The organism is Chryseobacterium sp. CBo1, from assembly GCF_001693475.1.
Taxonomy (GTDB): domain Bacteria; phylum Bacteroidota; class Bacteroidia; order Flavobacteriales; family Weeksellaceae; genus Chryseobacterium; species Chryseobacterium formosense.
This window is the reverse complement of the sequence record NZ_MAUH01000001.1, coordinates 351738-376013: the sequence shown is the minus strand read 5'-3', so window position 1 is coordinate 376013 and position 24276 is coordinate 351738. Positions and strand designations below refer to the sequence as shown.

Annotated in this window: 25 protein-coding genes; 9 read left to right on the top strand and 16 right to left on the bottom strand. The window is 34.4% G+C overall.

Going from position 1 to position 24276, the window contains the following annotated elements; all coding sequences use genetic code 11:
* Nucleotides 1-53 precede the first annotated feature (53 nt).
* The 4 genes from BA768_RS01900 to recG all read left to right on the top strand — a co-directional run bounded on the left by BA768_RS01900 (nucleotide 54) and on the right by recG (nucleotide 5452).
* A complete protein-coding gene (locus BA768_RS01900) occupies nucleotides 54-1049 on the top strand; it encodes a YhcG family protein (RefSeq protein WP_034674013.1) in 996 nt (331 codons plus the stop codon).
* Nucleotides 1050-1088: 39 nt separating this feature from the next.
* Nucleotides 1089-2600, top strand: a complete 1512-nt coding sequence (locus BA768_RS01895) for a peptide MFS transporter (RefSeq protein WP_065719486.1) — start codon at nucleotides 1089-1091, stop codon at nucleotides 2598-2600.
* A 21-nt stretch (nucleotides 2601-2621) separates the two neighbouring features.
* Entirely contained in the window at nucleotides 2622-3155 is a 534-nt protein-coding gene (locus BA768_RS01890) for a thioredoxin family protein (RefSeq protein WP_051882611.1), read from the top strand.
* 212 nt (nucleotides 3156-3367) lie between these two features.
* Nucleotides 3368-5452: an ATP-dependent DNA helicase RecG gene (gene recG / locus BA768_RS01885; RefSeq protein ID WP_065719577.1), complete on the top strand. Its 2085-nt coding sequence runs from the start codon at nucleotides 3368-3370 to the stop codon at nucleotides 5450-5452.
* A gap of 10 nt (nucleotides 5453-5462) precedes the next feature.
* Here recG and BA768_RS01880 read toward each other — a convergent pair whose 3' ends face one another.
* The 3 genes from BA768_RS01880 to dapA all read right to left on the bottom strand — a co-directional run bounded on the left by BA768_RS01880 (nucleotide 5463) and on the right by dapA (nucleotide 7792).
* Complete coding sequence (locus BA768_RS01880; protein ID WP_065719485.1) at nucleotides 5463-6125, bottom strand: hypothetical protein; 663 nt, start codon at nucleotides 6123-6125, stop codon at nucleotides 5463-5465.
* Between the two features lie 19 nt (nucleotides 6126-6144).
* Nucleotides 6145-6642: a GNAT family N-acetyltransferase gene (locus BA768_RS01875; protein ID WP_065719484.1), complete on the bottom strand. Its 498-nt coding sequence runs from the start codon at nucleotides 6640-6642 to the stop codon at nucleotides 6145-6147.
* A 277-nt stretch (nucleotides 6643-6919) separates the two neighbouring features.
* Nucleotides 6920-7792, bottom strand: coding sequence for a 4-hydroxy-tetrahydrodipicolinate synthase (gene dapA, locus BA768_RS01870; protein ID WP_065719483.1), 873 nt, complete (start codon nucleotides 7790-7792; stop codon nucleotides 6920-6922).
* Nucleotides 7793-7899: 107 nt separating this feature from the next.
* Here dapA and BA768_RS01865 point away from each other — a divergent pair, with 107 nt between their 5' ends.
* Genes BA768_RS01865 through recO form a run of 4 tightly spaced genes read left to right on the top strand, consistent with a single transcriptional unit; the run spans nucleotide 7900 to nucleotide 12544 of the window.
* Complete coding sequence (locus BA768_RS01865) at nucleotides 7900-8655, top strand: 5'-nucleotidase C-terminal domain-containing protein (RefSeq protein ID WP_065719482.1); 756 nt, start codon at nucleotides 7900-7902, stop codon at nucleotides 8653-8655.
* Nucleotides 8655-9605: a bifunctional metallophosphatase/5'-nucleotidase gene (locus BA768_RS01860; RefSeq protein WP_065719481.1), complete on the top strand. Its 951-nt coding sequence runs from the start codon at nucleotides 8655-8657 to the stop codon at nucleotides 9603-9605. Before BA768_RS01865 ends, BA768_RS01860 begins: the two co-directional genes overlap by 1 nt.
* Nucleotides 9606-9608: 3 nt before the next feature.
* The gene (locus BA768_RS01855) at nucleotides 9609-11858 is read left to right on the top strand and encodes a T9SS type A sorting domain-containing protein (RefSeq protein ID WP_065719480.1); all 2250 of its coding nucleotides are present in this window, start codon (nucleotides 9609-9611) and stop codon (nucleotides 11856-11858) included.
* Nucleotides 11858-12544, top strand: coding sequence for a DNA repair protein RecO (recO, locus tag BA768_RS01850; protein ID WP_065719479.1), 687 nt, complete (start codon nucleotides 11858-11860; stop codon nucleotides 12542-12544). The genes BA768_RS01855 and recO overlap by 1 nt, the downstream gene beginning before the upstream one ends.
* A gap of 1 nt (nucleotide 12545) precedes the next feature.
* Here recO and BA768_RS01845 read toward each other — a convergent pair whose 3' ends face one another.
* From BA768_RS01845 to BA768_RS01820, 7 genes are all read right to left on the bottom strand, one after another.
* On the bottom strand, nucleotides 12546-13355 hold the full coding sequence (locus tag BA768_RS01845; protein WP_065719478.1) for a glucose 1-dehydrogenase: 810 nt from the start codon (nucleotides 13353-13355) through the stop codon (nucleotides 12546-12548).
* Nucleotides 13356-13423: 68 nt separating this feature from the next.
* Entirely contained in the window at nucleotides 13424-13735 is a 312-nt protein-coding gene (locus BA768_RS01840) for a GNAT family N-acetyltransferase (protein ID WP_262484163.1), read from the bottom strand.
* On the bottom strand, nucleotides 13714-13911 hold the full coding sequence (locus BA768_RS21405; RefSeq protein WP_228388261.1) for a hypothetical protein: 198 nt from the start codon (nucleotides 13909-13911) through the stop codon (nucleotides 13714-13716). Before BA768_RS21405 ends, BA768_RS01840 begins: the two co-directional genes overlap by 22 nt.
* A gap of 2 nt (nucleotides 13912-13913) precedes the next feature.
* Nucleotides 13914-14561, bottom strand: a complete 648-nt coding sequence (locus tag BA768_RS01835) for a DUF1684 domain-containing protein (RefSeq protein ID WP_083206565.1) — start codon at nucleotides 14559-14561, stop codon at nucleotides 13914-13916.
* Between the two features lie 18 nt (nucleotides 14562-14579).
* Nucleotides 14580-14975, bottom strand: a complete 396-nt coding sequence (locus BA768_RS01830; RefSeq protein ID WP_034673983.1) for a hypothetical protein — start codon at nucleotides 14973-14975, stop codon at nucleotides 14580-14582.
* A gap of 88 nt (nucleotides 14976-15063) precedes the next feature.
* Nucleotides 15064-16569: a malate dehydrogenase (quinone) gene (mqo, locus tag BA768_RS01825; protein WP_065719476.1), complete on the bottom strand. Its 1506-nt coding sequence runs from the start codon at nucleotides 16567-16569 to the stop codon at nucleotides 15064-15066.
* A 169-nt stretch (nucleotides 16570-16738) separates the two neighbouring features.
* Nucleotides 16739-17779, bottom strand: coding sequence for an NAD(P)H-dependent glycerol-3-phosphate dehydrogenase (locus BA768_RS01820; protein WP_034673980.1), 1041 nt, complete (start codon nucleotides 17777-17779; stop codon nucleotides 16739-16741).
* Between the two features lie 221 nt (nucleotides 17780-18000).
* Between BA768_RS01820 and BA768_RS01815 the strand changes: the two genes are divergently transcribed.
* Entirely contained in the window at nucleotides 18001-19017 is a 1017-nt protein-coding gene (locus BA768_RS01815; RefSeq protein WP_083206563.1) for a M23 family metallopeptidase, read from the top strand.
* 152 nt (nucleotides 19018-19169) lie between these two features.
* Here the strand turns inward: BA768_RS01815 and BA768_RS01810 are convergent, their stop codons facing one another.
* The 6 genes from BA768_RS01810 to BA768_RS01785 all read right to left on the bottom strand — a co-directional run bounded on the left by BA768_RS01810 (nucleotide 19170) and on the right by BA768_RS01785 (nucleotide 24227).
* Nucleotides 19170-19823, bottom strand: a complete 654-nt coding sequence (locus BA768_RS01810) for an NAD(P)-dependent oxidoreductase (RefSeq protein WP_065719475.1) — start codon at nucleotides 19821-19823, stop codon at nucleotides 19170-19172.
* 112 nt (nucleotides 19824-19935) lie between these two features.
* Nucleotides 19936-20346, bottom strand: a complete 411-nt coding sequence (locus BA768_RS01805; RefSeq protein ID WP_065719474.1) for an Rrf2 family transcriptional regulator — start codon at nucleotides 20344-20346, stop codon at nucleotides 19936-19938.
* Nucleotides 20347-20415: 69 nt separating this feature from the next.
* Nucleotides 20416-21882 carry a serine hydrolase gene (locus BA768_RS01800; protein ID WP_065719473.1) on the bottom strand — a complete coding sequence of 489 codons (1467 nt, stop codon included), beginning with the start codon at nucleotides 21880-21882 and terminating at the stop codon, nucleotides 20416-20418.
* An 86-nt stretch (nucleotides 21883-21968) separates the two neighbouring features.
* Entirely contained in the window at nucleotides 21969-22541 is a 573-nt protein-coding gene (locus BA768_RS01795) for a helix-turn-helix domain-containing protein (RefSeq protein WP_065719472.1), read from the bottom strand.
* Nucleotides 22542-22751: 210 nt separating this feature from the next.
* Nucleotides 22752-23702 carry a hypothetical protein gene (locus BA768_RS01790; RefSeq protein ID WP_065719471.1) on the bottom strand — a complete coding sequence of 317 codons (951 nt, stop codon included), beginning with the start codon at nucleotides 23700-23702 and terminating at the stop codon, nucleotides 22752-22754.
* A gap of 90 nt (nucleotides 23703-23792) precedes the next feature.
* A complete protein-coding gene (locus tag BA768_RS01785) occupies nucleotides 23793-24227 on the bottom strand; it encodes an FKBP-type peptidyl-prolyl cis-trans isomerase (protein WP_074958698.1) in 435 nt (144 codons plus the stop codon).
* Between the last annotated feature and the right edge of the window lie 49 nt (nucleotides 24228-24276).

Below are 24276 nucleotides of genomic sequence, written 5' to 3'. Positions count from 1 at the left end.
AAAATAATAATTAAACCTCTGATTTTTTCAGAGGTTTTTTTTACATTCGTAAGATGGAAATTTCCGAAGATATTTTATTTCAATCCATAAAGGAAATTATTATTCAGTCGCGCGAAAAGGTTTTTCGGATTGCGAACTCTACTCTACTGCTCACTTACTGGCAAATCGGACAACTCATTATTGAAAACGAACAAAAAGGCAAAGAACGGGCTGAATATGGAAAATTTATCCTTAAAAATCTCTCTAAGAAACTTACTTTAGAATTCGGAAAAGGTTTTGATTATACGAATCTCTCCAATATGCGAAAGTTTTATACCGCATTTCCAATTGTTGACGCATTGCGTCAACAATTGAGTTGGACACATTATAGGCTATTAATAAAATTAGATAATTCAGACAAAATGAATTATTATATTAATGAATCCATACAAAACAACTGGAATTACAGAGATTTAAAAAGACAAATTAATTCATTAGCTTACGAAAGAGTTTTAGAACATAAAAAAACTTCTACAGAAACTATTCAAAGCGTTTTAAAAGACCCTTACATTTTTGAATTTTTAGGATTAAAACCCAGTGAAAAAATTTCTGAAAAAGAAATTGAAACAGGAATTATAGATCACATTCAAAAGTTCCTTTTAGAATTCGGAAAAGGTTTCGCTTTTGTTGCAAGACAGCAGCATATTTCCACAGATACATCAGACTTTTATATTGATTTGGTATTTTACAATTACATTCTTAAATGTTTTGTTATCATTGATTTGAAGACAGGAGAACTTTCGCATCAGGACATTGGTCAAATTGATATGTACGTAAGAATGTATGATGATTTGAAGAGAGGCGAAGGTGACAATCCAACCATAGGAATTCTTTTATGTTCAGAAAAAGATGAAACGATTGTAAAATACTCTGTGCTCAACGATCAAAATAATCTTTTTGCAAGCAAATATTTGCTTTATCTTCCAAAAGAAGAAGAATTGAAACAAATTATTGATCAGGATAGAATACGTTTTGAACTCGATCAACAAGACAAAAACTCAGAATTATAAAATTATTCTCATTTACTCATTATAAATTACTTTTCACTCATGAACTTAACGCTCGACGAAATACAAAACTTCAAAGGAAAATATCCAAAACAAATCTGGTCATTATTTTTCTCCGAAATGTGGGAACGGTTCTGCTTCTACGGAATGCGCGGAATGCTCGTTTTCTTCATGATTTCCCAATTAAATTTCCATGAAAAAGAAGCCAATCTTCAATATGGTGCAACACAGGCATTTGTTTATGCCTTCACTTTTGTAGGCGGGCTTTTTGCTGATAAAATTTTAGGATTTAGAAAATCACTCTTTTGGGGCGGATTATTAATGATTGTCGGAAGTTTAATTCTCGCTGCAGATCCACACCAATTTTTCTTTTTAGGAATTGCATTTACCGTGGTAGGAACCGGTTTTTTCAAGCCAAATATTTCCTCAATGGTAGGTCAGCTTTATAAGCCCAATGATTCAAGAGCAGATGCAGGATTTTCGCTGTTTTATGCCGGAATCAATCTCGGTGCATTACTAGGCGGATATTTATGCATTGCTATCGGTAAAGGAGAACTTTTTGGAAGCATTATTTCAGAAGGAATAAGATGGAATATCGCCTTCGGATTAGCGGCAATTGTAATGGTCATTAGCTTAATTAATTTCGTTTTCACTCAAAGAACCTTAGGAACAATCGGGCTTCAGCCGGGACATCCGTTACAAGAAGTAAAATCTGCGCCGATGCCAAAATGGAAAGAATATGGAGTTTATATTTTATCCCTGATTTTTGTTCCGATTATTATGAAAATGGTTTCTGTTCCACAATATACAGACTACTTCATGTGGACAGTAGGGCCATTAACTTTGATTTATCTCTTCTTTGAAATGTCAAAAGTAACGACCGCTGAAAGAAACAAACTTTGGGCAGCTTTGATTTTTATCATATTCTCTATTTTATTTTGGGGAATCTATGAGCAAAGTGGGGGTTCATTAAGTATTTTCGCAGCCAAAAATTTAAATAAAGACCTTTTCGGATTAGATCCGAATGGCGTCAATAATTCAGGGGGGGCATTTTTCATTATTTTCCTCGCTCCGTTACTTGGGTTATTATGGATCTGGATGAGTAAAAGAAAAATTGAACCGAATACAATCATCAAATTTGGTCTTGGTTTCATCTTTTTAGGATTAGGATATTACGTTTTATTTGCCACAAGATTATTTGCCGATTTACAGGGAATTACTTCATTAAATTTCTTCACATTGGCTTTATTGGTCATCACTTTGGGGGAATTATGCCTCTCTCCTATCGGATTGTCTATTATGACTAAACTTTCCACAAAAAATCTTCAGGGAATGATGATGGGAATGTGGTTTCTCGCTTCAGCTTACGGGCAATACGTTGCGGGAATTATCGGAGCCGGCTTGGCTGATGCAAAAGAAGGTTCAACAAACTATGACGCTCTAATGACCTATACTGAAGGTTACAAACAACTCGGACTTTACGCGGTAATTGCCGGTGTGGTATTAATTTTGATTGCACCGTGGGTGAAAAAACTCATGCAGGAAGTTCGCTAATGAATTAATATTAAAACAATTATGAAAAAAATATTCGCATTCATCTTTATCATCCAATCTTTTTTTGCCTTTTCACAAGTAAAATGGATGACGATTGAAGAAGCATTAAACGCACAGAAAACTCAGCCCAAGAAAATACTGATTGATTTTTATGCTGATTGGTGCGGCCCATGCAAAATAATGGATAAAAAAACATACGGACATGCCATTATTGCTGAATTTTTAAATGAAAATTATTATCCTGTAAAATTTGATGCCGAAGATAAAAGAACCATCGAAATTTTCGGTAGAAAGTTCTCCAATGAAAATACAACTCATAAGAAAGGAAGAAATTCGCTTCATGAGTTTACTCAATATATGAATGTAAATGCCGTCCCAAGTACGGTTTTTCTTGATGAAAACGGAAGCCCTATTACAATTTTGCAGGGCGAATTATCTGCAAAAGAATTAGAACCCTATCTTTCATTGATTTCCGGTGATCTGTATAAAAAAATTAAAACCCGTGAAGAATGGGAAGATTATCAGAAGAAATTCAAATCAAAGATAAAAGACTAATTTTTTTGGCTGATAGCTTTTAGCTTTAAATTGGTACAGCCCCGAATGCACGAATCCTTTTCTTAATTATTTTGTGTATTCGTGGCAGATTAATCAATAAAATATGCTGCATCCGCATAATCAGCGAGAGCAAAACAAAAACAAGGCTTTCACATCTGAAAGCTTTTTTTATTCCTGAAATTTCACGAAATTCGTGCTTCAAAAATTATTTTCTGACTTTAGAAACTCCCATAGAATTTGTCAAAGGAATCGGTTCCGATCGCGCCAAACTCATTAAAAATGTGTTGGGAATTTCTATCGTAGAAGATTTTCTAAATTTTTATCCGATCCGATATTTAGATAAAAGTAAAATTTTTACAGTTTCTACTCTTCAGGAAAGCACTATTGAAGTTCAGTTAAAAGGAAAAATTACTTCTGTTCAGGAAATTCAGACCGGAAAAACAAAAAGGCTTTCAGCAAAATTCAATGACCATACCGGAACGATGGATCTGGTTTGGTTTCAGTATTCAAAATGGCTGAAAGAACAGATTCCCATTAATCGGGAAGTTTATATTTTCGGAAAAATCAATGTTTTTAACAATCAGTTTTCGATGCCGCATCCGGAAATTGAAGCGGAGGAAAATAAAGAAACCGAGACAAGATTAAAACCCATTTATCCAAGCTCTGAAAAACTGAGCAAAAGAGGTTTAAACCAGAAATTCTTTCAAAACATTTTAAGGAATATTTGCAAAGAAATACCGAATCTGATTCAGGAAAACCTTCCGGAATACATGATTCGTCACTATCAATTTTTATCGAGGCAACATACCTTTCTGAACATTCATTTTCCGAAAGACCAACAACATTTTGAAAAAGCAGACAACCGATTGCGATTTGAAGAATCATTCTTTTTTCAGTTGGGTTATGCTTTAAAAAAACTTCATCATAAAACACAATCCATTGGAAATCCTTTCCCGATTGTGGGCGATTATTTTACCGGATTTTACGAAAATCATCTTCCTTTTGAACTGACCAACGCACAAAAAAGAGTATTGAAGGAAATCAGAATAGACATGAAAAAGCCGATTCAGATGAACCGACTTTTGCAGGGCGATGTTGGTTCGGGAAAAACAATGGTGGCTTTGTTAACAATGCTGATTGCTTTAGATAATGGATTTCAAAGCTGTTTAATGGCACCGACAGAAATTCTTGCACAACAACATTACAACGGAATAAAAGATTTATTAAAAGATACGGAAGTTAAAGTCAGTCTTTTGACGGGTTCTGTGAAAGCTTCCGCTAGAAAAATACTTCATGAAGAGCTTGAGAATGGTGAACTTTCTATTTTGGTAGGAACACATGCGGTTCTGGAAGATAAAGTGAAGTTTAAAAATCTTGGACTGGCAATTATTGACGAACAGCACCGGTTTGGCGTTGCTCAAAGAGCTAAACTTTGGGCTAAAAATAAAATTCCGCCTCATATTTTGGTGATGACCGCTACACCGATTCCAAGAACTTTGGCGATGAGTTTTTATTCTGATCTTGATGTTTCAGTAATTGATGAATTGCCAATCGGAAGAAAACCAATTATTACGGCTCATCGAAGAGAAAAAGACCGGGCTTACGTCTATCATTTTTGTCATGAAGAGATTCGAAAAGGCAGACAAATTTATTTTGTGTATCCACTTATTGAGGAATCTGAAACGCTAGATTATAAAAATCTGATGGAAGGCTTGGAAAATGTGATGGATAATTTCTCAAACTACAATGTAACGATGCTTCACGGGAAGATGAAACCTGATGAAAAAGATGCCGCAATGAATTATTTCGCATCAGGAAAGTCTCAGATTATGGTTGCAACAACCGTAATTGAAGTTGGAGTGAATGTTCCCAATGCTTCGGTAATGGTCATTGAAAGTTCTGAGAGATTTGGACTTTCGCAACTTCATCAGCTTCGTGGAAGAGTTGGAAGAGGTGCTGAACAAAGCTATTGCATTCTAATGACTTCCGATAAGTTATCGAGCGACAGTCGAACCAGAATTAAAACAATGGTTGAAACGAATGACGGCTTTAAAATTTCTGAAGTCGATATGCAATTGCGTGGTCCGGGAGATATTTTGGGAACTCAACAGAGCGGTGTCGTTGATTTTAAAAGACTTGATCTGGTGAATGATGCGCCCATTATTAAAGCCACAAAAAAAATGGTTGAAAAAATTTTGGAAGCCGACCCTCATCTTTCAAGACCTGAAAATATGATTATTAAAAATTATTATCTGCAGAATTATAAAGGGAAAAATAAGTGGAGTAAGATTTCTTAGATTTCAAAATTCACTTATCGTTATAAACCTCATAAATTAAAGGAATTTTATTTGAAAATATCTGTCCCACAAAAATAGAATCCTTACTATTTTTATCTCTAATAGGTTGATAATATATTTCGACAATCTCTTTTGGAGTCTTCAGACTGATTTGAAAATAATATTCAGATTTATTTTTCAAATCTATGAATCTACTTTTATAACTTGGGAAATTGACTTTTGTCGAAAAATGTCTTTCCTCTCCAGGTTTTAACCTTATAATATTTTTACTAATTCGGAATGCAATTTCTAAATCTTCATCACTAAATAATTTAGAAAATGATTGTTCGAATCTTTTAAAATCTATATGAGTATTATTTACATCAAATTTATTTTGTCCATTATGAAATGCATAATCACTTTTTAGCAATACATTTTTTTCAAAAATATAGTAATCTGGAAGCCCTAAGAATCTGGGTTCTACATAATATTCATCAGCTTCATTGAATTCTTCAGAATCTAAAATAATTAAGTAACTTTTATCCGAAACATTTTTAATAGTATAAACGATATTATTGTTATCAAATACTGAAACTTTTTTAATCGTGTCATTAATTATTTTAAGCTCTACATCATTTTGTGCAAAAAAATTGCTAAATAAAAAAATTGTGATAATTACAAACAGATGTTTCATAAAAAAGTAATTTCTTTTTTTAAAGCGATTTCCCCATCAAATAATCATCCATTACATAACCATTTCCGATATCAAAAACGCCTTCGTCATAGATTTTATAGCCTTGAGATTCGTAGAATTTTTGCGCTGAATTGTATTTATTTACATTTAAAATAATTCGATTATCACCACTTTCTTTTACTTTTTCGTTTAGAAAATCAAGCGTTTTCTTTCCTAAACCTTTTCCTTTGCTTTCCGGAACTAAATAAATTCGATGCAGTTTTGTCGTGTTTTCTTCATAATGATTTTCAAAGCCTAGGAATCCGTCGTATTCATTTGAATTTTCATCAAAAACAAGATAATAATGGTAATGAGGATTTTTTAAATGTTCTGAAATTTCAGTTTCTGAATACATGGTTTCAAGCATATAATTCATCTGCTCTTTTGAAAGAATTTCGGCATAGGCATTTTCCCAGGATCTTTTGGCTAAATCCTGAATTAAAGGAATATTTTCTTCGGTTGCTTTGATTAATTTCATTTTATTTTTTTACCACAAAAGTCACAAAAGTTTTTTTTAAAATATTTAAGTTGTAACGATTTCCTTTTAAAAGTTCACAAAACGGATAGCTAACTTTAAAAAACATAACGCTTTTTGAACTTTAAGTGATAATTAATTAAAACTCTATGAACTTTTGTGACTTTTGTGGTTTAATATTTTAGAATTAAGATTAAAAAAGTGAAAAGCATTAAACTTTTCACTTTAATTTTATTATAAATTTAAAAATTCACAATTGACATATTGACAATTGACTTTCTTAAATTTTCGCCATTTCAGCTTTAATTTTAGCATAAAGTCCTTCTGAAGCAGGCACCAAAGGAAGTCTTAGATAATTTTTAACAATTCCCTTTTCTGCTAAAACCGCTTTAATTCCGCAAGGGTTTCCTTCTGCGAAAATCAGTCTTGTAATTTCAACCAACTTGTTGTGAATCTCATAAGCCTCGTCTACTTTTTTATCAAAAGCCAACTGAACCATCGCTGAAAATTCTTTCGGATAACCTTGTGCAATTACAGAAATCACTCCTGCACCACCCGCTAAAGTTACAGGAAGTGTAAATTCGTCATCCCCGGAAACCAAATTGAAACCTTCTGGTTTTTTTCTCAAAATATCAAAATATTGAAGAATATTGGGTGCTGCTTCTTTAATTAAGAATAAATTTCGGAATTCATTTGCCAAACGTAACGTTGTTTCAGCTTCTAAATTTTGTCCTGTTCTTGACGGAACGTTATAAATGATAATATTTTTCCCTGTAGAAGCTAACGCTTTATAATGCTGATAAAGCCCTTCCTGATTAGGTTTGTTGTAATATGGAGAAACCGATAAAACAGCCGTAAAATCTGAAAGATCTGTTTCTTCAATCTGTTTTTTAACTTCAAGCGTATTATTGCCACCGATTCCCAAAACCAGCGGAAGACGTTTACTGTTTACCTTAATGATGTGATCTACCACCTGTTTCTTTTCCTCAGCTGAAAGCGTTGCAGCTTCTGCTGTAGTTCCCAAAACAACTAAATAATTGGTTCCGTTTTCGATATTGTACTCAACAAGTTTTGTCAAGCTGTCAAAATCAACGGATAAATCTTCATTAAAGGGTGTAACTAATGCTACACCAACTCCTTTTAAAATGCTCATCTGTTAAAATTATTTTCCCCAAATTTAATAATTTAAGATAAGAATTTAGAATAATTACTGATGTTTTATTATACATATAATTATATTTGCATATACTAAAAGATATTATGCAAAATAAATTCTTATTACTAGGAATTGCTTTGGTTTCGCTTACTGCCTGCAAAACGACTTCGTTACAGGTAGCCAATATTGAAACTCAGAAAAACATTTCCATTAATAATGAGCTGAAGAATGACGAGGAATTTGCCAAATTTATCGCGCCTTATACTGAAGAACTCAATAAAGAGATGAATCAGAAAATCTCTTACACAGCAGTTGATCTTACAAAAGAGGGTGATAACAGTAATTTGGGAAATCTTTTAGCCGATTTTACATTTGATGGAGCTGATGTTTGGGCGAAAGCCAATCTGAACAAAAATGTAGATGCTGCTCTGATCAATATCGGAGGAATTAGAACGACAATTGGGAAAGGCGATATCATGCTGAAAAATGTTTTTGAAGTAATGCCTTTCGAAAATGAAGTGATTATTGTAAAATTCAAAGGTTCAGATTTGCAGGGACTTTTTGATTATTATGCTCAAAATGAAACCAATAATCCGGTTTCTCATTTATATATTGAAACTCAAAACAAGCAGGTTGCTAAAACTTTAATCAATGGAAAGCCGGTAAATCCGAATCAGGATTATTATGTGGCAACCTCTGATTATTTAGCTTTAGGGGGTGATAATATGAAGTTTTTCAGCAAAGGGGAATCAATTCCGACAGGAATTAAGCTGAGAGATTTATTTATTGACTACTTTAAAAAAAATCAGCAGATCAATCCGAAAGAAGAGGTTCGTTTAAATTTTATTGGGAAGAAATAATGGATAGAAAGCGTTTTTTAAAAACAGTAGGTGGCGGAACTTTAGCAATGTCTTTAGCTCCCAATTTGATGATGGCGGAAAGTTTAGATTTAAATCCATTCAAAGAAGCCAAAAAACTGACGATTCTTCATACTAACGACCAGCACAGCAGAATCGAACCTTTCGACTCAAGCTATACAAAAAATCCTAATCAGGGTGGTTTTGCGAGAAGAGCAACTTTAATTCAGAAAATCAGAAATGAGGAAAGCAATGTTTTATTGCTGGATTCGGGAGATATTTTTCAGGGAACGCCTTACTTTAATTTTTTCGGAGGCGAACTTGAATTTAAACTGATGTCGATGATGAAATATGATGCTTCCACCATGGGAAATCATGACTTCGACAATGGTTTAGATGGATTTCTAAAGGTTTTGCCTAATGCTAAATTTCCATTTATCTGTTCGAATTACGACTTTAAAAATACCATTTTAGACGGAAAAACTTCACCGTATAAAATTTTCAACAAAAACGGAATCAAAGTAGGAATTTTCGGAGTGGGAATTCAGCTCGAAGGTCTTGTTGGAAAAAAACAGTATGGCGAAACCATCTGGAATAATCCTATTGATGTTGCGCAGCATTATTCAAATTTTTTGAAAAATGAGCAGAAATGTGATTTGGTAATCTGCCTTTCACATATCGGATATGCTTACAAAGGAGAGCCCGAAAAACTTTGTGACAAAATTTTAGCCGCACAAACAGAAAATATTGACTTAATTTTAGGCGGTCATACCCATACTTTCTTTCCTGAACCTGAAACCTTCACCAACAGACAAGGCAAAAAGGTTTTGGTCAACCAGGTTGGTTGGGCCGGACTTCTTCTAGGCAGGCTCGATTTCTTTTTTGATCAAAATAAAAACGTAAAACAAATTTCCTGGAACAATCAGGCAATAGACAGCAGTATAATAGCATAGTATATGAAAAAAATCTCACTACTTTCTTTTGGTATTTTCGCAGCATTACAGTTTGTAAAAGCGCAGAATATTTCTTCAAAAAAATGGGCAGACATGTTCTCTTACAATAATGTTCTGTCGATAAAGGAAGATAACGGAAAAATCGTTGCCGCCACAGAAAACGGGATTTTTTATTATACGATTTCCACAGGAGAAATCACTAAGCTTTCTAAAGCAAACGGCCTTCACGATGTGAAAATTTCGGCATTCGATTATAATCCGGAAACCAAAATAGGTCTAGTGGGTTATCAAAACGGATCTTTAGATGTTATTACTCCACAAGGTGTAACGTATGTTGTAGATATTCCGATTGCGACAGGATATAATGCGAGCAAAAAAATCAATCATATTTCAATAACCGGCGACAGAGCTGTAATTTCTGTCGGATACGGAGTTTCTATTTTTGATCTCAAAAAGAAAGAATTCAACGATTCTGCATTCTTTATAACCGGAGGCGTTTTTGAAGCAAGTAACGAAGCAACCATATTCGGAAATAAAGTTTTTTCTGTGACCAATACAGGGCTAAAAACGCATGAATTAAACACAACATTTCCTGTTTTCTCCACGTGGACAACAGAAATGCCGGGAAATTTCATAGATATCGATTCGGAGTCTGCTTTAGCATTCTCATCTGCAAATACAACTTACGTTTACAATAACGGAACTGCAACACCCATCGTTCAAAATTTCGGGGGCGTAAAAGATGTTGTTTTAACGGCAAACAATATTATTGTAACTGACGGAGCAAGAATTTATACCTACAATACCAACGGAGCTCCTACGGGAAATACAACCGTCGGTGAAGACTGTAATACTGCTACTACAATTGGTTCAAAAATATTTGCGGGAACAGTTTTATCGGGTGTTAAAACTGAAGATAACATCGTATATAAACCAGATGGACCATACTTTAATTATGCTTACAAAATAAGATTATTTAATGATAATCAGCTTTTGGTTTCCACGGGAATCAGAGCGAATGGTTACAATGAGCCACAAGACAACCCAAGAAATCCCGGTTTTTATTATTACACAGGAACAGAGTGGGTATATTCATCCTATTTTATAAATAATACGGGACCTTTTAATGTGGTTGATGCTTTTGCAGATCCTGCGAATCCCGGAGATGTGTTCTTTTCGAACTATACATTTAATCCAAGCTATGGCGTTTATAAAATGAAATACAATTCATCTTCCAAAGATTTTGAATTTGTAAAACGCTATACAATGGGTTCAGACAGCGGATACGGTCGAAGACCTGTTGGTTTTACAGCAGATGATCAGAATAATATATTTTCTACACTGGCGTTTTCCGGTCCGGGATCAGGTTTAGCTTTTTATGACCGAGCGACAGACGACTTTTTAGTAAAAGACCTGAACACGAGTGCAGGGATTCAATACCCTGTATTCAACAATGATCTATTGTGGATTCCCATTCCAAGGTCAGCCAATTTCTTGGTTTATGACACCAAAAAAACAGCAACGTTCTCAGATGATACTCAATATTATTTAGACCAAACCAATAATATTCCTGCAAACACAGTTTCTTTTGCGATGGATAAATCCGGCGATGCGTGGATCGGAACGGAATTAGGGTTAAGAATTCTTCCGAATGCAGTTTCAGAAGCGAAAAATGATCCGCAACTGGAAGCTATTGTTATCGAACAAAACGGACTTGCTGAAGAGCTTTTCAGAGATTCAACAATTTTACAGGTAGAGGTTGACGGCGGGAACCAAAAGTGGGTATCTGTAGAAGATGGTGGCGTTTATTATTTATCGGCTTCAGGAGAACAGACCATCATGCATTTTACCAAAGACAATTCTCCACTCCCTACCAATACCGTAACAGATATTAAGGTTGACAAAAAAACAGGAAAAGTTTATTTTGTTACTTTTGACGGAATTGTAACGTATCAGGGAAATGTTGCAGATGTCACTTCAAATTTCGGTAATGTTTTGGTTTATCCAAACCCTGTAGTTTATTCCCAGTTTAAAGGAAATGTAACAATCAAAGGTTTAGCAGAGAAAACAAACATCAGAATTACTGATGCTGCCGGAAATCTGGTACATTCTGCAGTAGCAAGAACAGGATATTATGAATGGAATCTTAATAATCTAAAAGGAAAAAGAGTGGCTTCCGGAATTTATTTTGTTCTGATGACCAACGAAGACGGTTCAGACAAAGCTACAGCGAAAATAGCCGTAGTAAATTAATGACTTCTCAGAACGGATTTCTACTTTCATTCATAAAATATGGAGAAAACGATGCTGTTCTCCATTGCTTCACTGAAGAAGATGGTTTTCAGACTTATTTTCTAAAAGGAATTTACAGCAAAAAAAACAAGAAAAAAGCATTTTTACTTCCATTGAATAAGCTTAATTTTTCCATTAATACAGGAAGAAATACAGGTATTCAGACTGTTTCAAAATTTGAAATGACCGAAGTAAGTGATATCTATACTGATATTAAAGCCAATACTGTCATTTTTTTTATAGCCGATTTTCTGAATCAGATTTTAAGAAATGAGCATAAAAATCCATTGCTTTTTAGTGCAGTTGACGAATTTATTCATCAGCTTGGTCAGCAAAACTATCGTTCACATTTGATTTTTTTAATTAAAATTTTAAAAATTCAGGGTGTTGCACCGCTTTTAGGAAACGAGAATTACCTTGATCCCGAAACCGGAACTTTTTCACCTATCGGGACTCATCATTTTTTCGACAGTGAAAGCTCGTTGCTTTGGAAGCTAATTTTATCCGCACAAAATCCTTATGAGATTAAAATTCCACAAGCTCTGAGGAAAAACTTTTTAGACAGTATTCTGGTATATTACCATTACCATATTACCGATTTCAAAACACCCAATTCACTTGAGATTATTCAGCAGATTTTTGAATAAATTATCCGCCGTTTGAGAAGCTTTCAAGGCTTGTCATCCCACCATCAATGAAAATACTTGTTCCCGAAATATAATCTGCCAGATCGCTCACCAAAAAAGCAGCTAGATTTCCCACATCTTCAGGCTGACCGATTCTGTTGTATGGAATTAATTTTAATAAATCATTCATCGCTTCGGGAGTTTCCCAGGCTTCTTTATTAATCGGAGTCTGAATTGCTCCGGGGCAAATAGAATTTACACGAATCTTATCCGCACCATGTTCCTGAGCCAAAGTCTGCATCAGCATTTTTATCGCACCCTTACTTGCCGCATAATTGGCATGACCTGCCCAAGGAATAATTTCGTGAACCGAACTGATATGAATAATTTTTCCGCAGGCAACTGAACGGGTTTTATCGATTCCTCGTCTTAGAAATTCTTTGATAGCTTCTCTTGAACAAAGAAACTGCCCACGAAGATTTACTCCCATTACGGTATCCCATTCTTCAAGCGTCATATCGATAAACTTTGCATCTTTTTGAATTCCTGCATTATTAATTAAAATATCAACAGTTCCATAGGTTGATATGACATCAGAAAACATTTTCACCACCTCATCTTCTTTAGAAACATCACACTGATAGATCATTCCTTCTCCGCCGGTTTCCTGAATTTCGTCTAAAACTTTTTGGGCTTCATCTTTAGATTTTTCAGATGAATGATTGATAATTACCACTGCTTCGGCTGAAGCAATCGATTTTGCGATTCCGGTTCCGATTCCGCTGGATGCTCCGGTAATGACAGCAACCTGATTTCTTAATGAAACTTCCATAATGTGATTTTAATGATGTTTAAAACCAATTGAAAGTATCACGCCAAACTCTTTGTTTGGTTTTTAATTTAATCTAAAACTTTAGACATCACCAGTTGTGGTCCGCTTCTTCCGTTGATTCTTTTACCATTAAATACATATCCTGTTTTCAGGTAAATTTGAAAGGCTAAATTATTCGTTTCATTAACCGACAAAACGATTTCATTACAATCTTTGTCATGTTCTTTTATAAAATCGTCGAGTATTGCCATCATCGACTGACCAATTCCTTTGCCCTGAAATTCGGGGTTTACTGATAATGCACGAAGCAAAACCGAATCAGGATTATCAGTCATTTCAAATTTATCATCTCCGAAATCTAAGACACAAAAACCTGCAATTTTTTCATCATAAAAAATAGTAACAGGATAAGCGAAAAAATCTTCATTCTGGTTTCTGGATTCAATTTTTTTTCTAAAGCCTGCTTTGGCAATGCAGAAAACTGCGACTGAATTTCATCAAGCTTATAATCAAGCTCAGAATGATCTTTTGGTGCAAAAAACTTTAACTCAACCATAATTAATGATGATAAATATCGTTGTACATCACTCCTGCCCTAATTTCTACAGAGAGTTTGTTTTCCTCAGGGACAATCGGGCAATTGTAATCATAAGCATTATAAGCACAGAAAGGTTGATACGACTGATTAAAATCGAGCACGATTGTATTTCCTCCTTCCGGGATTTTCAAATCCATATATTTTCCGCCGCCGTACGTTTCTTTCTGATTGGTTTCATCACGAAAAGGCAGAAAAAGATGGTCTTTATATTTTTCCATTTTCATTAAATCTAAACTTTGATAAACCGTTAAAGTGTAAGACTTTCCGTCTAATGAAAATGTGGCTTTTCCATATTCTTGATACGATTTTGATTTTCCTGAAGAAGTTGGTAAATCAAAGGGTTCAGGTTTTTCATTCTTTACAAATTTTGCAGTAACACGGTATTTCAGATCGATTGGAAAAAACGGATGTTGCTTGAAATTGGTATAATTATCTCCACGCAAAGGTGTTTCTTTTTTGTCGAGATATTCTTTATTTAAATCATCTTGGAATTTTTTGATTTCTTTAATTTCTTTTGAATTATTTTTTGATGAATCAGTGTTTTTCTTATTCTGAGAAAACATTAATAACGGAAAAACAGCAAAAAGAACGAATATGATTTTCTTCATTTTAGTTTTAATTTAAATCTATTCAGAAATTTTTATCCTGTAAATATCTGATGAATTTCGCTTAATTGACTTCACAAAAAAACCTCCCTCTTCGGGAATTTCTTCTTTAAAATCAAAACTTGTACAATCTTTTGGCAATCCGGAAAAAACCAAAGTAAACCAAAAATCTTTCATAAACGGAACGGGCGTCCAGTTTGGGAAAATACTGATATTTTCTGCGTGTATCAGTTTACTTTTGTGGGAAGAATTCTGGTCGATGAGAACAGTTGTATTCCAAATCCTGATTAGATTTCCCAAAAATGGCGATGCAGGAAAACAACAGTGCACAATCACCTGCTTCTCTTCTTCAATTTTTGTCTGAAGAGACTCCAGCAATTCTTTTGAAATAATTGGTTTTACAATAACTTCTGCCATGATTTATTGATAATAAGTAATGAGTAATTGGAAATGAGCAATAACGAACTGCAAAATTACTTATTGCTCATTACTGATTACCTATGTTTTAATGTTTTAATTCTAATTTCTCCTTGCTGTATGCTCTGACTTGCTTTGTCAGTTCCGGATTTTCGGATAGTTTTTGTCCGTATGACGGGATCATTTCTAATAATTTATCTTTCCATTCGCCATGAAGTTTTTCAGGGAAGCATTTTTCCAAAACATTCAGCATTGCATATACCGCCGTTGAAGCTCCTGGAGAAGCGCCTAAAAGAGAAGCAATGGTTCCTTTATCATTGACAACAACCTCAGTTCCAAATTCCAGCTTTCCGCCATATCGATCATCTTTTTTGATGATCTGCACGCGTTGTCCGGCAACTTTCAGTTCCCAGTCTTCTTCTTTAGCATCTTTTACAAATTCTCTTAAATGCTGTATTCTCTGGGCTTTGGTCATTGCTACCTGCTGCACCAAATATTTTGTAAGAGGAATATTGTGCCACCAAGCCCCGAATAACGAACGGAGATTTTTAGTATTAACACTTTCCGGTAAATCAAGATAGCTTCCTTCTTTTAAAAATTTAGTAGAAAATCCCGCAAACGGACCAAAAAGCAAAGCTTTTTTACCATCAATAATCCTTAAATCCAAGTGCGGAACAGACATGGGCGGTGCATCAACAGTAGCCTGAGTATAAACTTTTGCCTGATGCTTTTCTACCAATTCCGGATTATGCGTGACGAGCCATTGCCCAGAAACCGGAAAACCACCGTAACCTTCGCTTTCTTTAATATCTGAACTGTCGAGTAACGGCAATGCATATCCTCCTGCTCCGATGAAAACAAAATCAGCAACAACTTCCTGTTTATGTCTGTTGATACGGTCTTTCACTTTCATTTCCCATTTCCCGTCTTCTCGCGGATCGACATCTTTTACTTCGTGATAAAGAAAAACTTCCACATGAGAATCTTCGAGAAGATGACGCCCCATTTTTCTTGTTAGGCTTCCGAAATTCACATCAGTTCCTAAATCCATTTTGGTAGCTGCCAAAACTTCAGATTGATTTCTTTTGCTCATGACCAGAGGAATCCATTCTCTGAGTTTGTCATGATCGGTAGAAAATTCCATATCTGAAAACAAGGGTGAATCTTTCATAGCTTCGTGTCTTTTACGAAGATATTCTGCATCTTTTTCACCAAAAACCAGACTCATGTGTGCACAAGAATTGATAAATTCCTGCGGTTTTTCAATATAATTTTTATTAATCAGATAAGACCAGAACTGTTTTGAAACCTCAAACTGTTCAGCAATTTTTTCGGCTTTTGAAATATCGATTGTTCCGTCTTCATTTTCCGGAGTATAGTTAAGCTCACAAAACGCGGAGTGACCTGTTCCTGCATTATTCCAGGCAGCGGTGCTTTCTTTGGCAAACCTTCCGAGTCTTTCGAAAATGGCGATCTCTAAATTAGGATCAAATTCATGAAGTAAAGTGGCTAAAGTGGCACTCATAATTCCGCCTCCGATAAGCACAACATCGTACTTAGGCTTCGGAGTTATGTTCGTAATTCTATGTGGCATTCTGTGAAATTTACTACGAATTTCGGGAAAAGTTTTTAGATTAAACCCTATAAACGATGATTTTTACCATGATTTATTTTTAGAAAAAATCAATGAAAATTTAATTGTAGTCATAAAAAAAACACCAGTATGATGTACTGATGTTTGTATATTTTTTAAATTTAAGATTTTAATTCAGCTTTGTTGTCAATTTTTTAAACTGTTTTTCTGCATTTTTGCCTTCATATAAAATCCCGTAGATTGTATCAATAATTGGAAGTTTAAGACCCTTATCCTTTGAAGTTTTATAAATAGAATCTGCAGCATAATATCCTTCAGCAACCATGTTCATTGATTGTATCGCAGATTTCACCGTATATCCTTTTCCGATAAGATTTCCTAAGTTTCTGTTTCTTGAGAATAATGAATAAGCCGTAACAAGTAAATCGCCAAGATAAGCACTTTCGTTAACATCTCTTGGTGCTTCATAAATCGCTTCAAGGAAAATTTCCATTTCACGGATTGCGTTTGAAACAAAAACTGCCGTAAAGTTGTCTCCGTAGCCTAAACCGCTTGCAATTCCGGCTCCGATGGCAAAAATATTCTTAAGAATCGCACTGTATTCATTTCCTAAAATATCTTTACTCGAATGAACTTTTATAAAATCTGAATTGAAAATATCAACCAATTTTTGTGAAGTTTCGTCTTCTACCGTAGCTACCGTAAGATAAGAAAGTCTTTCCATGGCAACCTCTTCTGCGTGACAAGGTCCTGCAATAACTGCCTGATTTCTGAAGCCGATCTGGAATTCTTCTTTCAGATAATGTGCAACCACATCATTCACTTTCGGAATAATTCCTTTGATTGCGGAAACGAAGATTTTATCCTTGTATTCGCAATTCATCTTATCCAAAGTATCTGACAGATAAATCGATGGTGTCGCCAAAACTACAACATCACAAGCCGAAACAAGTTCATTGACATCGGTTGTAAGCTTTAAATTTTTAAGGTTAAAATTAACCGCCGTAAGATAAGTAGGGTTGTGACCTCTAAGCTCAATCGCTCCTTTAACAAATTCATTTCTTACGCACCAATGCACAGTTTTACAGTTTTCAACAAGCATTTTTACGATTGCTGTTGCAAAACTTCCGCTTCCTACAACGCCAACTGCAACGTCATTTTTTGTTTTTTTCGATGATGCGGAGTCTGAGTTGGTTTTCTTTTTCGCCATAATTGAGATGTGAACTGCAAATATATTAAAACCGGGAAATATCAGAAATTATGCCACAGAATTATATCCTATTTTATAAATTTTAACATTCGCACACAATTAAATATATAAAACTCCGTTTATTACAAGTATTTATAAATTTTTGTTAAGAATAATGACCAAAGTTTATTTTTAACTAAATTTGCACCCTTAAAACCTTTTTAATTCTAAGAGAAAGAAAAATGAAGAAATTTTTAGGAAGCAAAAAGAAAGTAACCGTTCTTATTGGAGGACTTTTATTTATCGTTTTTGCACAAAGTATTTTCATTGCCAAATTGTTTTCGGAGAAAGACGACAAAAATTATGAAGTAAATTTGGTAAAGATCAATACAGAGAAAGACAGCGTTGATTATCTGAAAATGAAGACCGATCTTAGCTTAGTAGATCAAACGGTTTCCCAACTAAACTCTTTTCTGAAATCAAAAGATATTAAGAACGAAAAACTGATGGTTCTTGATAACGACAGTATCTCAAATTCAATTTATCTGGCAAAACAATCAAACAGATACAGCCAATATCTGATGGATCTTCAGCAAAAACTAATGCAGGTTCCTTTAGGAATGCCAACCGAAGGCTATATTTCGTCGAATTTCGGAATCAGAAAAAACCCGATCCCTTTCAAAACAGTATATGCATCGGTGAAACCTGTTGCAGAATCAGCTTCAAAAGTTGCAGCAACAACTCCAAAGCCCGAAGTAAAAGCTGAACCGGTAGAAAAAATCGTAGAATTGACAGACAGCTACGGAAATAAAAGAGAAGTCAAAGTAATGGTTACTATGAAAACGCCAAGTGCGCCAAGTTCTTCTCCGACAAATTCAACGGGAAAAAATACCGTTGCTTCTAAAGTTCCGGCTGAAAAAAACAATGCTCCTGCAGAAGCCGACCAAATGCAGTTTCACAAAGGTTTGGATATCGCTGTTCCTTTCGGATCTGATGTTGTGGCTACAGCAGCAGGAAAAGTGATCTTCGCAGGGCAAAAAGGCGGTTACGGAAATTGCGTAATTGTATCCCACGGAAATGGTTTGGCAACACTTTACGGGCATCTTTCGCAACTGGTAGCAAAAACAAATGATAAAGTGAAAGTAGGGCAGGTTATTGCTAAATCCGGAAATTCAGGACGTTCTACAGGCCCGCATTTGCATTATGAAGTGCATAAAAACAATGTCCCTGTAAATCCTAAATTATTTATGAATTTATAATTTTTATTTATTGTTAGTATAAGTTTCGGCGGCACCAAAGGTGCCGCCGAAACTGTTTCTGATTGTCTTATTTATTCATCGGGTTTTACCCGATGCTTTAGAAAGTCGCCACTTTGTGGCTCTTTTCTTAAACTCTAAAGCAAAATTTTTAATTAATAAGCTGCAGTGAACCTTTCACGAATGTGATTGTTTTGCTCCAATTCATCTACCAAAACGACTGCAACATCTTCTACAGAAAGCACACTTCTACCCTCTTCATTGAAAACAGGATTCTCAAGAGCGGTTCTGTATTTTCCGGTTCTTATTCCTGCTGTTCCCTGATGCATTTCGATTGCGGGACTGAAGAATGTCCAGTCTAATGTGGTATTTTCTTTGATTTTATTTAAATAATCTCTTGCTGCGATTGCTCCAGGTTTGATGTCTGCGGGAAAATCCGGTCCGTCAACCAATTGATTTCCGTCAATGAACAAACTTCCTGCTCCACCAACGGTAATAAATCTTTTTACCCCCGATTTTTCAACTGCTTTTTCGATATTGATTGATCCGTTCAGGAAGTCATCGTAAAGATTAGGATTCGTCCATCCTGCGTTGAACGTATTGATTACGGCATCATTTCCTTTTAAAGCTTCTGCTAAATCTTCAACATTATTTACGTCGATGCTTTTTGCTCTTACTTTTTCAGTTTCGTTTACTTTTGATGCATCTCTTACAATAGCTTCAACCTCATAACCTCTGTTTGAAAGTTCTTTTACGACCTGCGTTCCTACGAAACCTGTTGCTCCGATTACTGCTACTTTTTTGTTCATACTTTTTTATTTATTTTTAAAGGAATTCACGAACCTTTCGGTTTCATTTGATATTATTTTATATTTAAACTAAAATGTAATAAATTTTGTTACAATTATGGTTAAAAAAATTTTATTTGAATTGTTCGCTGAATTCTTTCAACGATTTATTTCCTAAAAACTGTAAAACCAATTGATCTGTCTCCGAAAATAAATTATTAAGATGAGTATTTATTTCTCTTCCAACAGCGCAGACAGGATTCGGATTATTATTTTTCTTCCCTAAAACCTCAGTATTCTTTACGGCTAAGTAAATATCAGAAATGCTTATTAAATCTGCACTTTTGGATAACTGAGATCCTCCTACTTTCCCTTGTCTGCTTATAATTAAGCCCGCTTCTTTTAAAACTCCTATTTCTTTACGAACAATAACCGGATTAATATTAATACTTCCCGCCATCCATTCGGAAGTGAGCCACTCTTGCGGACTTTCTGCCAATAAGGTCATAATATGTATTGCCGTAGCAAACCTTGTATTGTTCATTGTAATTATAGTGCAAATATACAAATATTTTAAATGTAACAAAATTAATTACAATTAAATTTCATTTAATTATCTTGTTTCAATATCAACAATCTTTTTACCCGCATTTCCTAAGTAATGATTAACAATCGGTTCGTATATTTTATAACCGTTTTCAACATTTGTAAAGATTAAAAGCCCTTTCTTTGTTTTTGGCAGAAGAAAAAAAATGGTATTAACTCCTTGATCAGAACCACCGTGACACAAAGCTGTTTCGCCGTTTCCTAGATTGTAAATTTCAAAGCCCAGACCGAAAGATTTATTTTTTTTAGTTTCTACTTGCCCGGTTTTCATTTGTTCAAAAATACTTGAAGTCAATAGGTCATTGTTCATCACAGCTGTCAAAAACTTCCCGTAATCTTCTACTGTTGTGATTAAATCATCGGCTGCATTTGAAGTTTTATTTTTTACAATATCATAGGGCTTTCCGTTTTTGTCATAACCGACAATCATTCTTTCGGAAAACTTTTTTTCATTCCAAATGTAACTTGTATCTTTCATTTCTAAAGGCCGAAAAACAAGTTCTTTTGCCAGTTCTTCAATACTTTTGTGAAGTTTTTTTTCAACAGCTTTTCTTAAATATTCGAATCCCTCACCGGAATATTGGTATTTTGTTCCCGGTTCAAAATCGAAATAAAGTTTGTTATCTTTATTCATCGATCTCCAATTTGGAAAACCTGTCTGATGACTCAAAATCGACCTCGTCGTTAACTTTTTATGTCTCGGATCTTTTACAATATCAGGATCAACAAAATATTTATCAAGAGGTTCATCCAGATTCCATTTGCCCAGACTTACCAATCGCAAAATTGTTATTGCAGTCACTGGTTTTGTTAATGAAGCGACATTAAAAAGACTATTGTAAGAGGCTGAAGTTTTATCGTTTAATTTTCCATAAACTTTAATTTCCGTCAGTTTTCCATCTTCGATAATTCCTAAACCTAAAGTTGGGATACGATTGTCTTTCAGTAATTGCTCGAAATTATCCATAAGCTGTTTTTTACCCGGTTCACCATGATCATAACTGAGAATATCACTCATGACCCAATCGCTATTTTGTTTCGTCCAAACCGTTGTAAATTTTGCCTGACCTCCTAAAACGTCCTCTTTATTTTTTTCACGGATAAAAAACTGATGCTCTCCTGTCTGAATTGCACCATACAATTCTCCATTATTATACAAGGGAAAAACTTCCAAACTGTTTTCAATAACTTTTCGGATAGGTTTTTGAGCAGGATTTGAGCAGATATTTTGTTTTGTTCTTTCAAGAAATAATTTTTTATCCTGAAAACCTCCGTTGTCATGATAGAATTTCAAATTATCATCCATTTTCTTTTCTAAAAAAACAATATCACAATTATTGAATCCACGTTCGAAAAAGATGCTATCTTCCTTTTTCAATTCTAAAAATAATGGGGAATTTATCTTTATTTGCGCACTTGCGTTTCCGAAGAAAAAGAAGAGAATAAAAATACTGATGTTAAGTTTTTTTGTCATTGAATTATTTTTGGCAAAGATTCAGAATTAATTAATTTTAAGTAAGAAAATGAACCCGACAATTACCCGACAATCGCAATTCAAATTTATAATAAATTGAAATTCAGTTTAAAATAAAGACATTTCTTATTATCTATTTCGTAAGCATTTCTCAGGATAATAAACACATTGATGAGCGTTAAAACGATCATTGTGACAAGAACTGAAGCTTTACCTAGTTTAAAAAAAACAACAGTCATAAAAATAATCGGACAGATTACCGCCAGAAATATCTGAAGAGAAATAATTTGTTTTACGATCGGGTTTCTTTCTTTTGTAAATAACATGATAAGGATTGGAGGCAAAAAATTAGCAATCGGAAGCCACGAAAAAGGAAGCGAAGAGATATTGATAATTTTAGTAAGTGTAAAGTTGGAAGCTTCTTTATTTTCTGCGGAAATTATTTCTTCTTCAATGACATCTTCTTCAATTATAATTTCCGGAATCAGTAAATCTTTCTCAGAAATACCAAGCGTTGCGGCTAAAGTTTTCAGCGTATAACCTTTCGGTTCTGTTCCAGCTTCAATTCTTTGAATTGTTCTTGCAGAAATCCCTGATTTTTCAGCTAATTCTTCCTGAGTCAGATTTTGTTGTTCTCTGATTTTTTTTAATTCCGACATTCTTTAAAATAGATTAAAGCAAAATTACAGATTCAAATCTCTATTAATCAATATGCTTAAAAATTTATTAGTTTAAAATTTTCAAACGCGAAGTTCACAAAGTTTTTTTGACCACTAACAGCTTTTAAGTTACACAAAAGCGTTCCACTTAAATAAAATCACAAAGATTCCTTAACATTAAATTTGAAGTTTAGAAAATGATCTTCAAAATTATAAAATCAATTTATCTAAATCTAAGAGCAGATAATTAATGGTTTGGTTAATAGTTCTTGTCGCCGATTGCATCTGATTCAGCATTGCCGCACGATTATGAAGATCATCTGCTCTATATAAACCGCCATCTTTGAAAATTACCGATTGATCTGCCGCATTTTTATCATCGTCAAACTGATAATGCAGCCATCTTTCTTTCATACTCGAAATAATGGAATGTTTTTCTTTATTCGAAAACCTTTTCTCACTGTACATATACCAAATAAAAGGTGGGAAATTGGGAGATTCTAACTTTTCATGCCAAATGTCTCTCAACAAATTTCTCTGATGAATAAATTCTACTTTTTTACCTTTAGGATTTAAAGTTGCCAGACCAAAACCAGCTCCCAAAGCACCACCGGAAATATCAATTGTACTGCTCCAAGCATCATCTTTCACAATTCCGCCTGCAATTGAAGCAACAGCTCCGGCTGCGATAGAGTATAAAATAAGCTTATTATTTCTGGAATCATTCAGATTATCTACATAATTTCCGATTTGTGCAACACGTTCTCCTTCACAATCAAATTCGGCTGCAACTGCATCCAATTCTGTCAGAGCAATGGTAATTTTGCTGTTTATTTTCATTTTCAATTGCAGAACTTTAACCTGAGAAGTTAATGAAGAATCTTTTTTAAGCTTCATGATTTCATTCACTTCATCCAAATTATCCAAAGCATTTAAAACCAAAATACTCTGATCAGAAAAAATAGTTTTTAGTTGTTGATTAGCCGAAATAATAGAATCTGAATTGTATGAAGGCAATTTTTCTTCATAATTATACTTGAAAGGTGCTTTACAATAGCTGTCTCTCAATGTCAAAATATTTTGTTTGATGGTCTGATTTTTCTTTGAAACACACGAAGTCATCAGAATAAAAGCAGCAAATAAACAGTATATTTTTTTCATTTCAGTCGAGTTTCATCATATTACTAAGATAGCACAAATAAAAAAAATCACCTGAAATCAGGTGATTTTTTAATTTATTTTTAAGCTAAATTATTTGATTTCTAATAATTCCACCTGAAAAACCAGTGTAGAATTCGGCCCGATTTCTTTGCTTATCTGCTGATCTCCGTACGCCAAATGCGGAGGAATAATCAATTTCCATTTGCTTCCAACGGGCATTAATTGCAATGCTTCCGTCCACCCTTTAATAACTCTGTTCAAAGGAAATGAAGCTGGAGTTCCTCGCTTTACAGAACTGTCGAAAACTTTTCCGGTAATTGTAGTTCCGTGATAATGGCATTTCACTGTTGATTTCGGACCTGGTTTTGCTCCTTCGCCTTCTGTGATGATTTCGTATTGTAATCCACTCGGCAACTGTACAACGGTTTCTCTTTTCCCATATTCAGCCATATATTCCTGACCGTCTTTCAGGTTTTTTTCTGCCAATTCTTTTTTACGTTTAAATAACATATCTGCTACTCCCATAATTTTTTTTACAAAGATAAGGTTTATAGATGGATGATGGAAGCTGGAA

Excerpts from the sequence above, each read along its gene's own strand:
- BA768_RS01805 (WP_065719474.1), bottom strand. The coding sequence starts at position 20,346 with ATGAACAATACAAGGTTTGCTACGGCAATACATATTATGACCTTATTG.
- dapA (WP_065719483.1), bottom strand. The coding sequence starts at position 7,792 with ATGAGCATTTTAAAAGGAGTTGGTGTAGCATTAGTTACACCCTTTAAT.
- BA768_RS01880 (WP_065719485.1), bottom strand. The coding sequence starts at position 6,125 with ATGAAACATCTGTTTGTAATTATCACAATTTTTTTATTTAGCAATTTT.
- BA768_RS21405 (WP_228388261.1), bottom strand. The coding sequence starts at position 13,911 with ATGGTTGAGTTAAAGTTTTTTGCACCAAAAGATCATTCTGAGCTTGAT.
- BA768_RS01890 (WP_051882611.1), top strand. The coding sequence starts at position 2,622 with ATGAAAAAAATATTCGCATTCATCTTTATCATCCAATCTTTTTTTGCC.
- BA768_RS01830 (WP_034673983.1), bottom strand. The coding sequence starts at position 14,975 with ATGGCAGAAGTTATTGTAAAACCAATTATTTCAAAAGAATTGCTGGAG.
- BA768_RS01875 (WP_065719484.1), bottom strand. The coding sequence starts at position 6,642 with ATGAAATTAATCAAAGCAACCGAAGAAAATATTCCTTTAATTCAGGAT.
- BA768_RS01895 (WP_065719486.1), top strand. The coding sequence starts at position 1,089 with ATGAACTTAACGCTCGACGAAATACAAAACTTCAAAGGAAAATATCCA.
- BA768_RS01845 (WP_065719478.1), bottom strand. The coding sequence starts at position 13,355 with ATGGAAGTTTCATTAAGAAATCAGGTTGCTGTCATTACCGGAGCATCC.
- BA768_RS01800 (WP_065719473.1), bottom strand. The coding sequence starts at position 21,882 with ATGACAAAAAAACTTAACATCAGTATTTTTATTCTCTTCTTTTTCTTC.
- BA768_RS01810 (WP_065719475.1), bottom strand. The coding sequence starts at position 19,823 with ATGAACAAAAAAGTAGCAGTAATCGGAGCAACAGGTTTCGTAGGAACG.
- mqo (WP_065719476.1), bottom strand. The coding sequence starts at position 16,569 with ATGCCACATAGAATTACGAACATAACTCCGAAGCCTAAGTACGATGTT.
- BA768_RS01820 (WP_034673980.1), bottom strand. The coding sequence starts at position 17,779 with ATGGCGAAAAAGAAAACCAACTCAGACTCCGCATCATCGAAAAAAACA.
- BA768_RS01790 (WP_065719471.1), bottom strand. The coding sequence starts at position 23,702 with ATGAAAAAAATATACTGTTTATTTGCTGCTTTTATTCTGATGACTTCG.
- BA768_RS01865 (WP_065719482.1), top strand. The coding sequence starts at position 7,900 with ATGCAAAATAAATTCTTATTACTAGGAATTGCTTTGGTTTCGCTTACT.
- recO (WP_065719479.1), top strand. The coding sequence starts at position 11,858 with ATGACTTCTCAGAACGGATTTCTACTTTCATTCATAAAATATGGAGAA.
- BA768_RS01815 (WP_083206563.1), top strand. The coding sequence starts at position 18,001 with ATGAAGAAATTTTTAGGAAGCAAAAAGAAAGTAACCGTTCTTATTGGA.
- BA768_RS01860 (WP_065719481.1), top strand. The coding sequence starts at position 8,655 with ATGGATAGAAAGCGTTTTTTAAAAACAGTAGGTGGCGGAACTTTAGCA.
- BA768_RS01795 (WP_065719472.1), bottom strand. The coding sequence starts at position 22,541 with ATGTCGGAATTAAAAAAAATCAGAGAACAACAAAATCTGACTCAGGAA.
- BA768_RS01785 (WP_074958698.1), bottom strand. The coding sequence starts at position 24,227 with ATGGGAGTAGCAGATATGTTATTTAAACGTAAAAAAGAATTGGCAGAA.
- BA768_RS01855 (WP_065719480.1), top strand. The coding sequence starts at position 9,609 with ATGAAAAAAATCTCACTACTTTCTTTTGGTATTTTCGCAGCATTACAG.
- BA768_RS01835 (WP_083206565.1), bottom strand. The coding sequence starts at position 14,561 with ATGAAGAAAATCATATTCGTTCTTTTTGCTGTTTTTCCGTTATTAATG.
- BA768_RS01900 (WP_034674013.1), top strand. The coding sequence starts at position 54 with ATGGAAATTTCCGAAGATATTTTATTTCAATCCATAAAGGAAATTATT.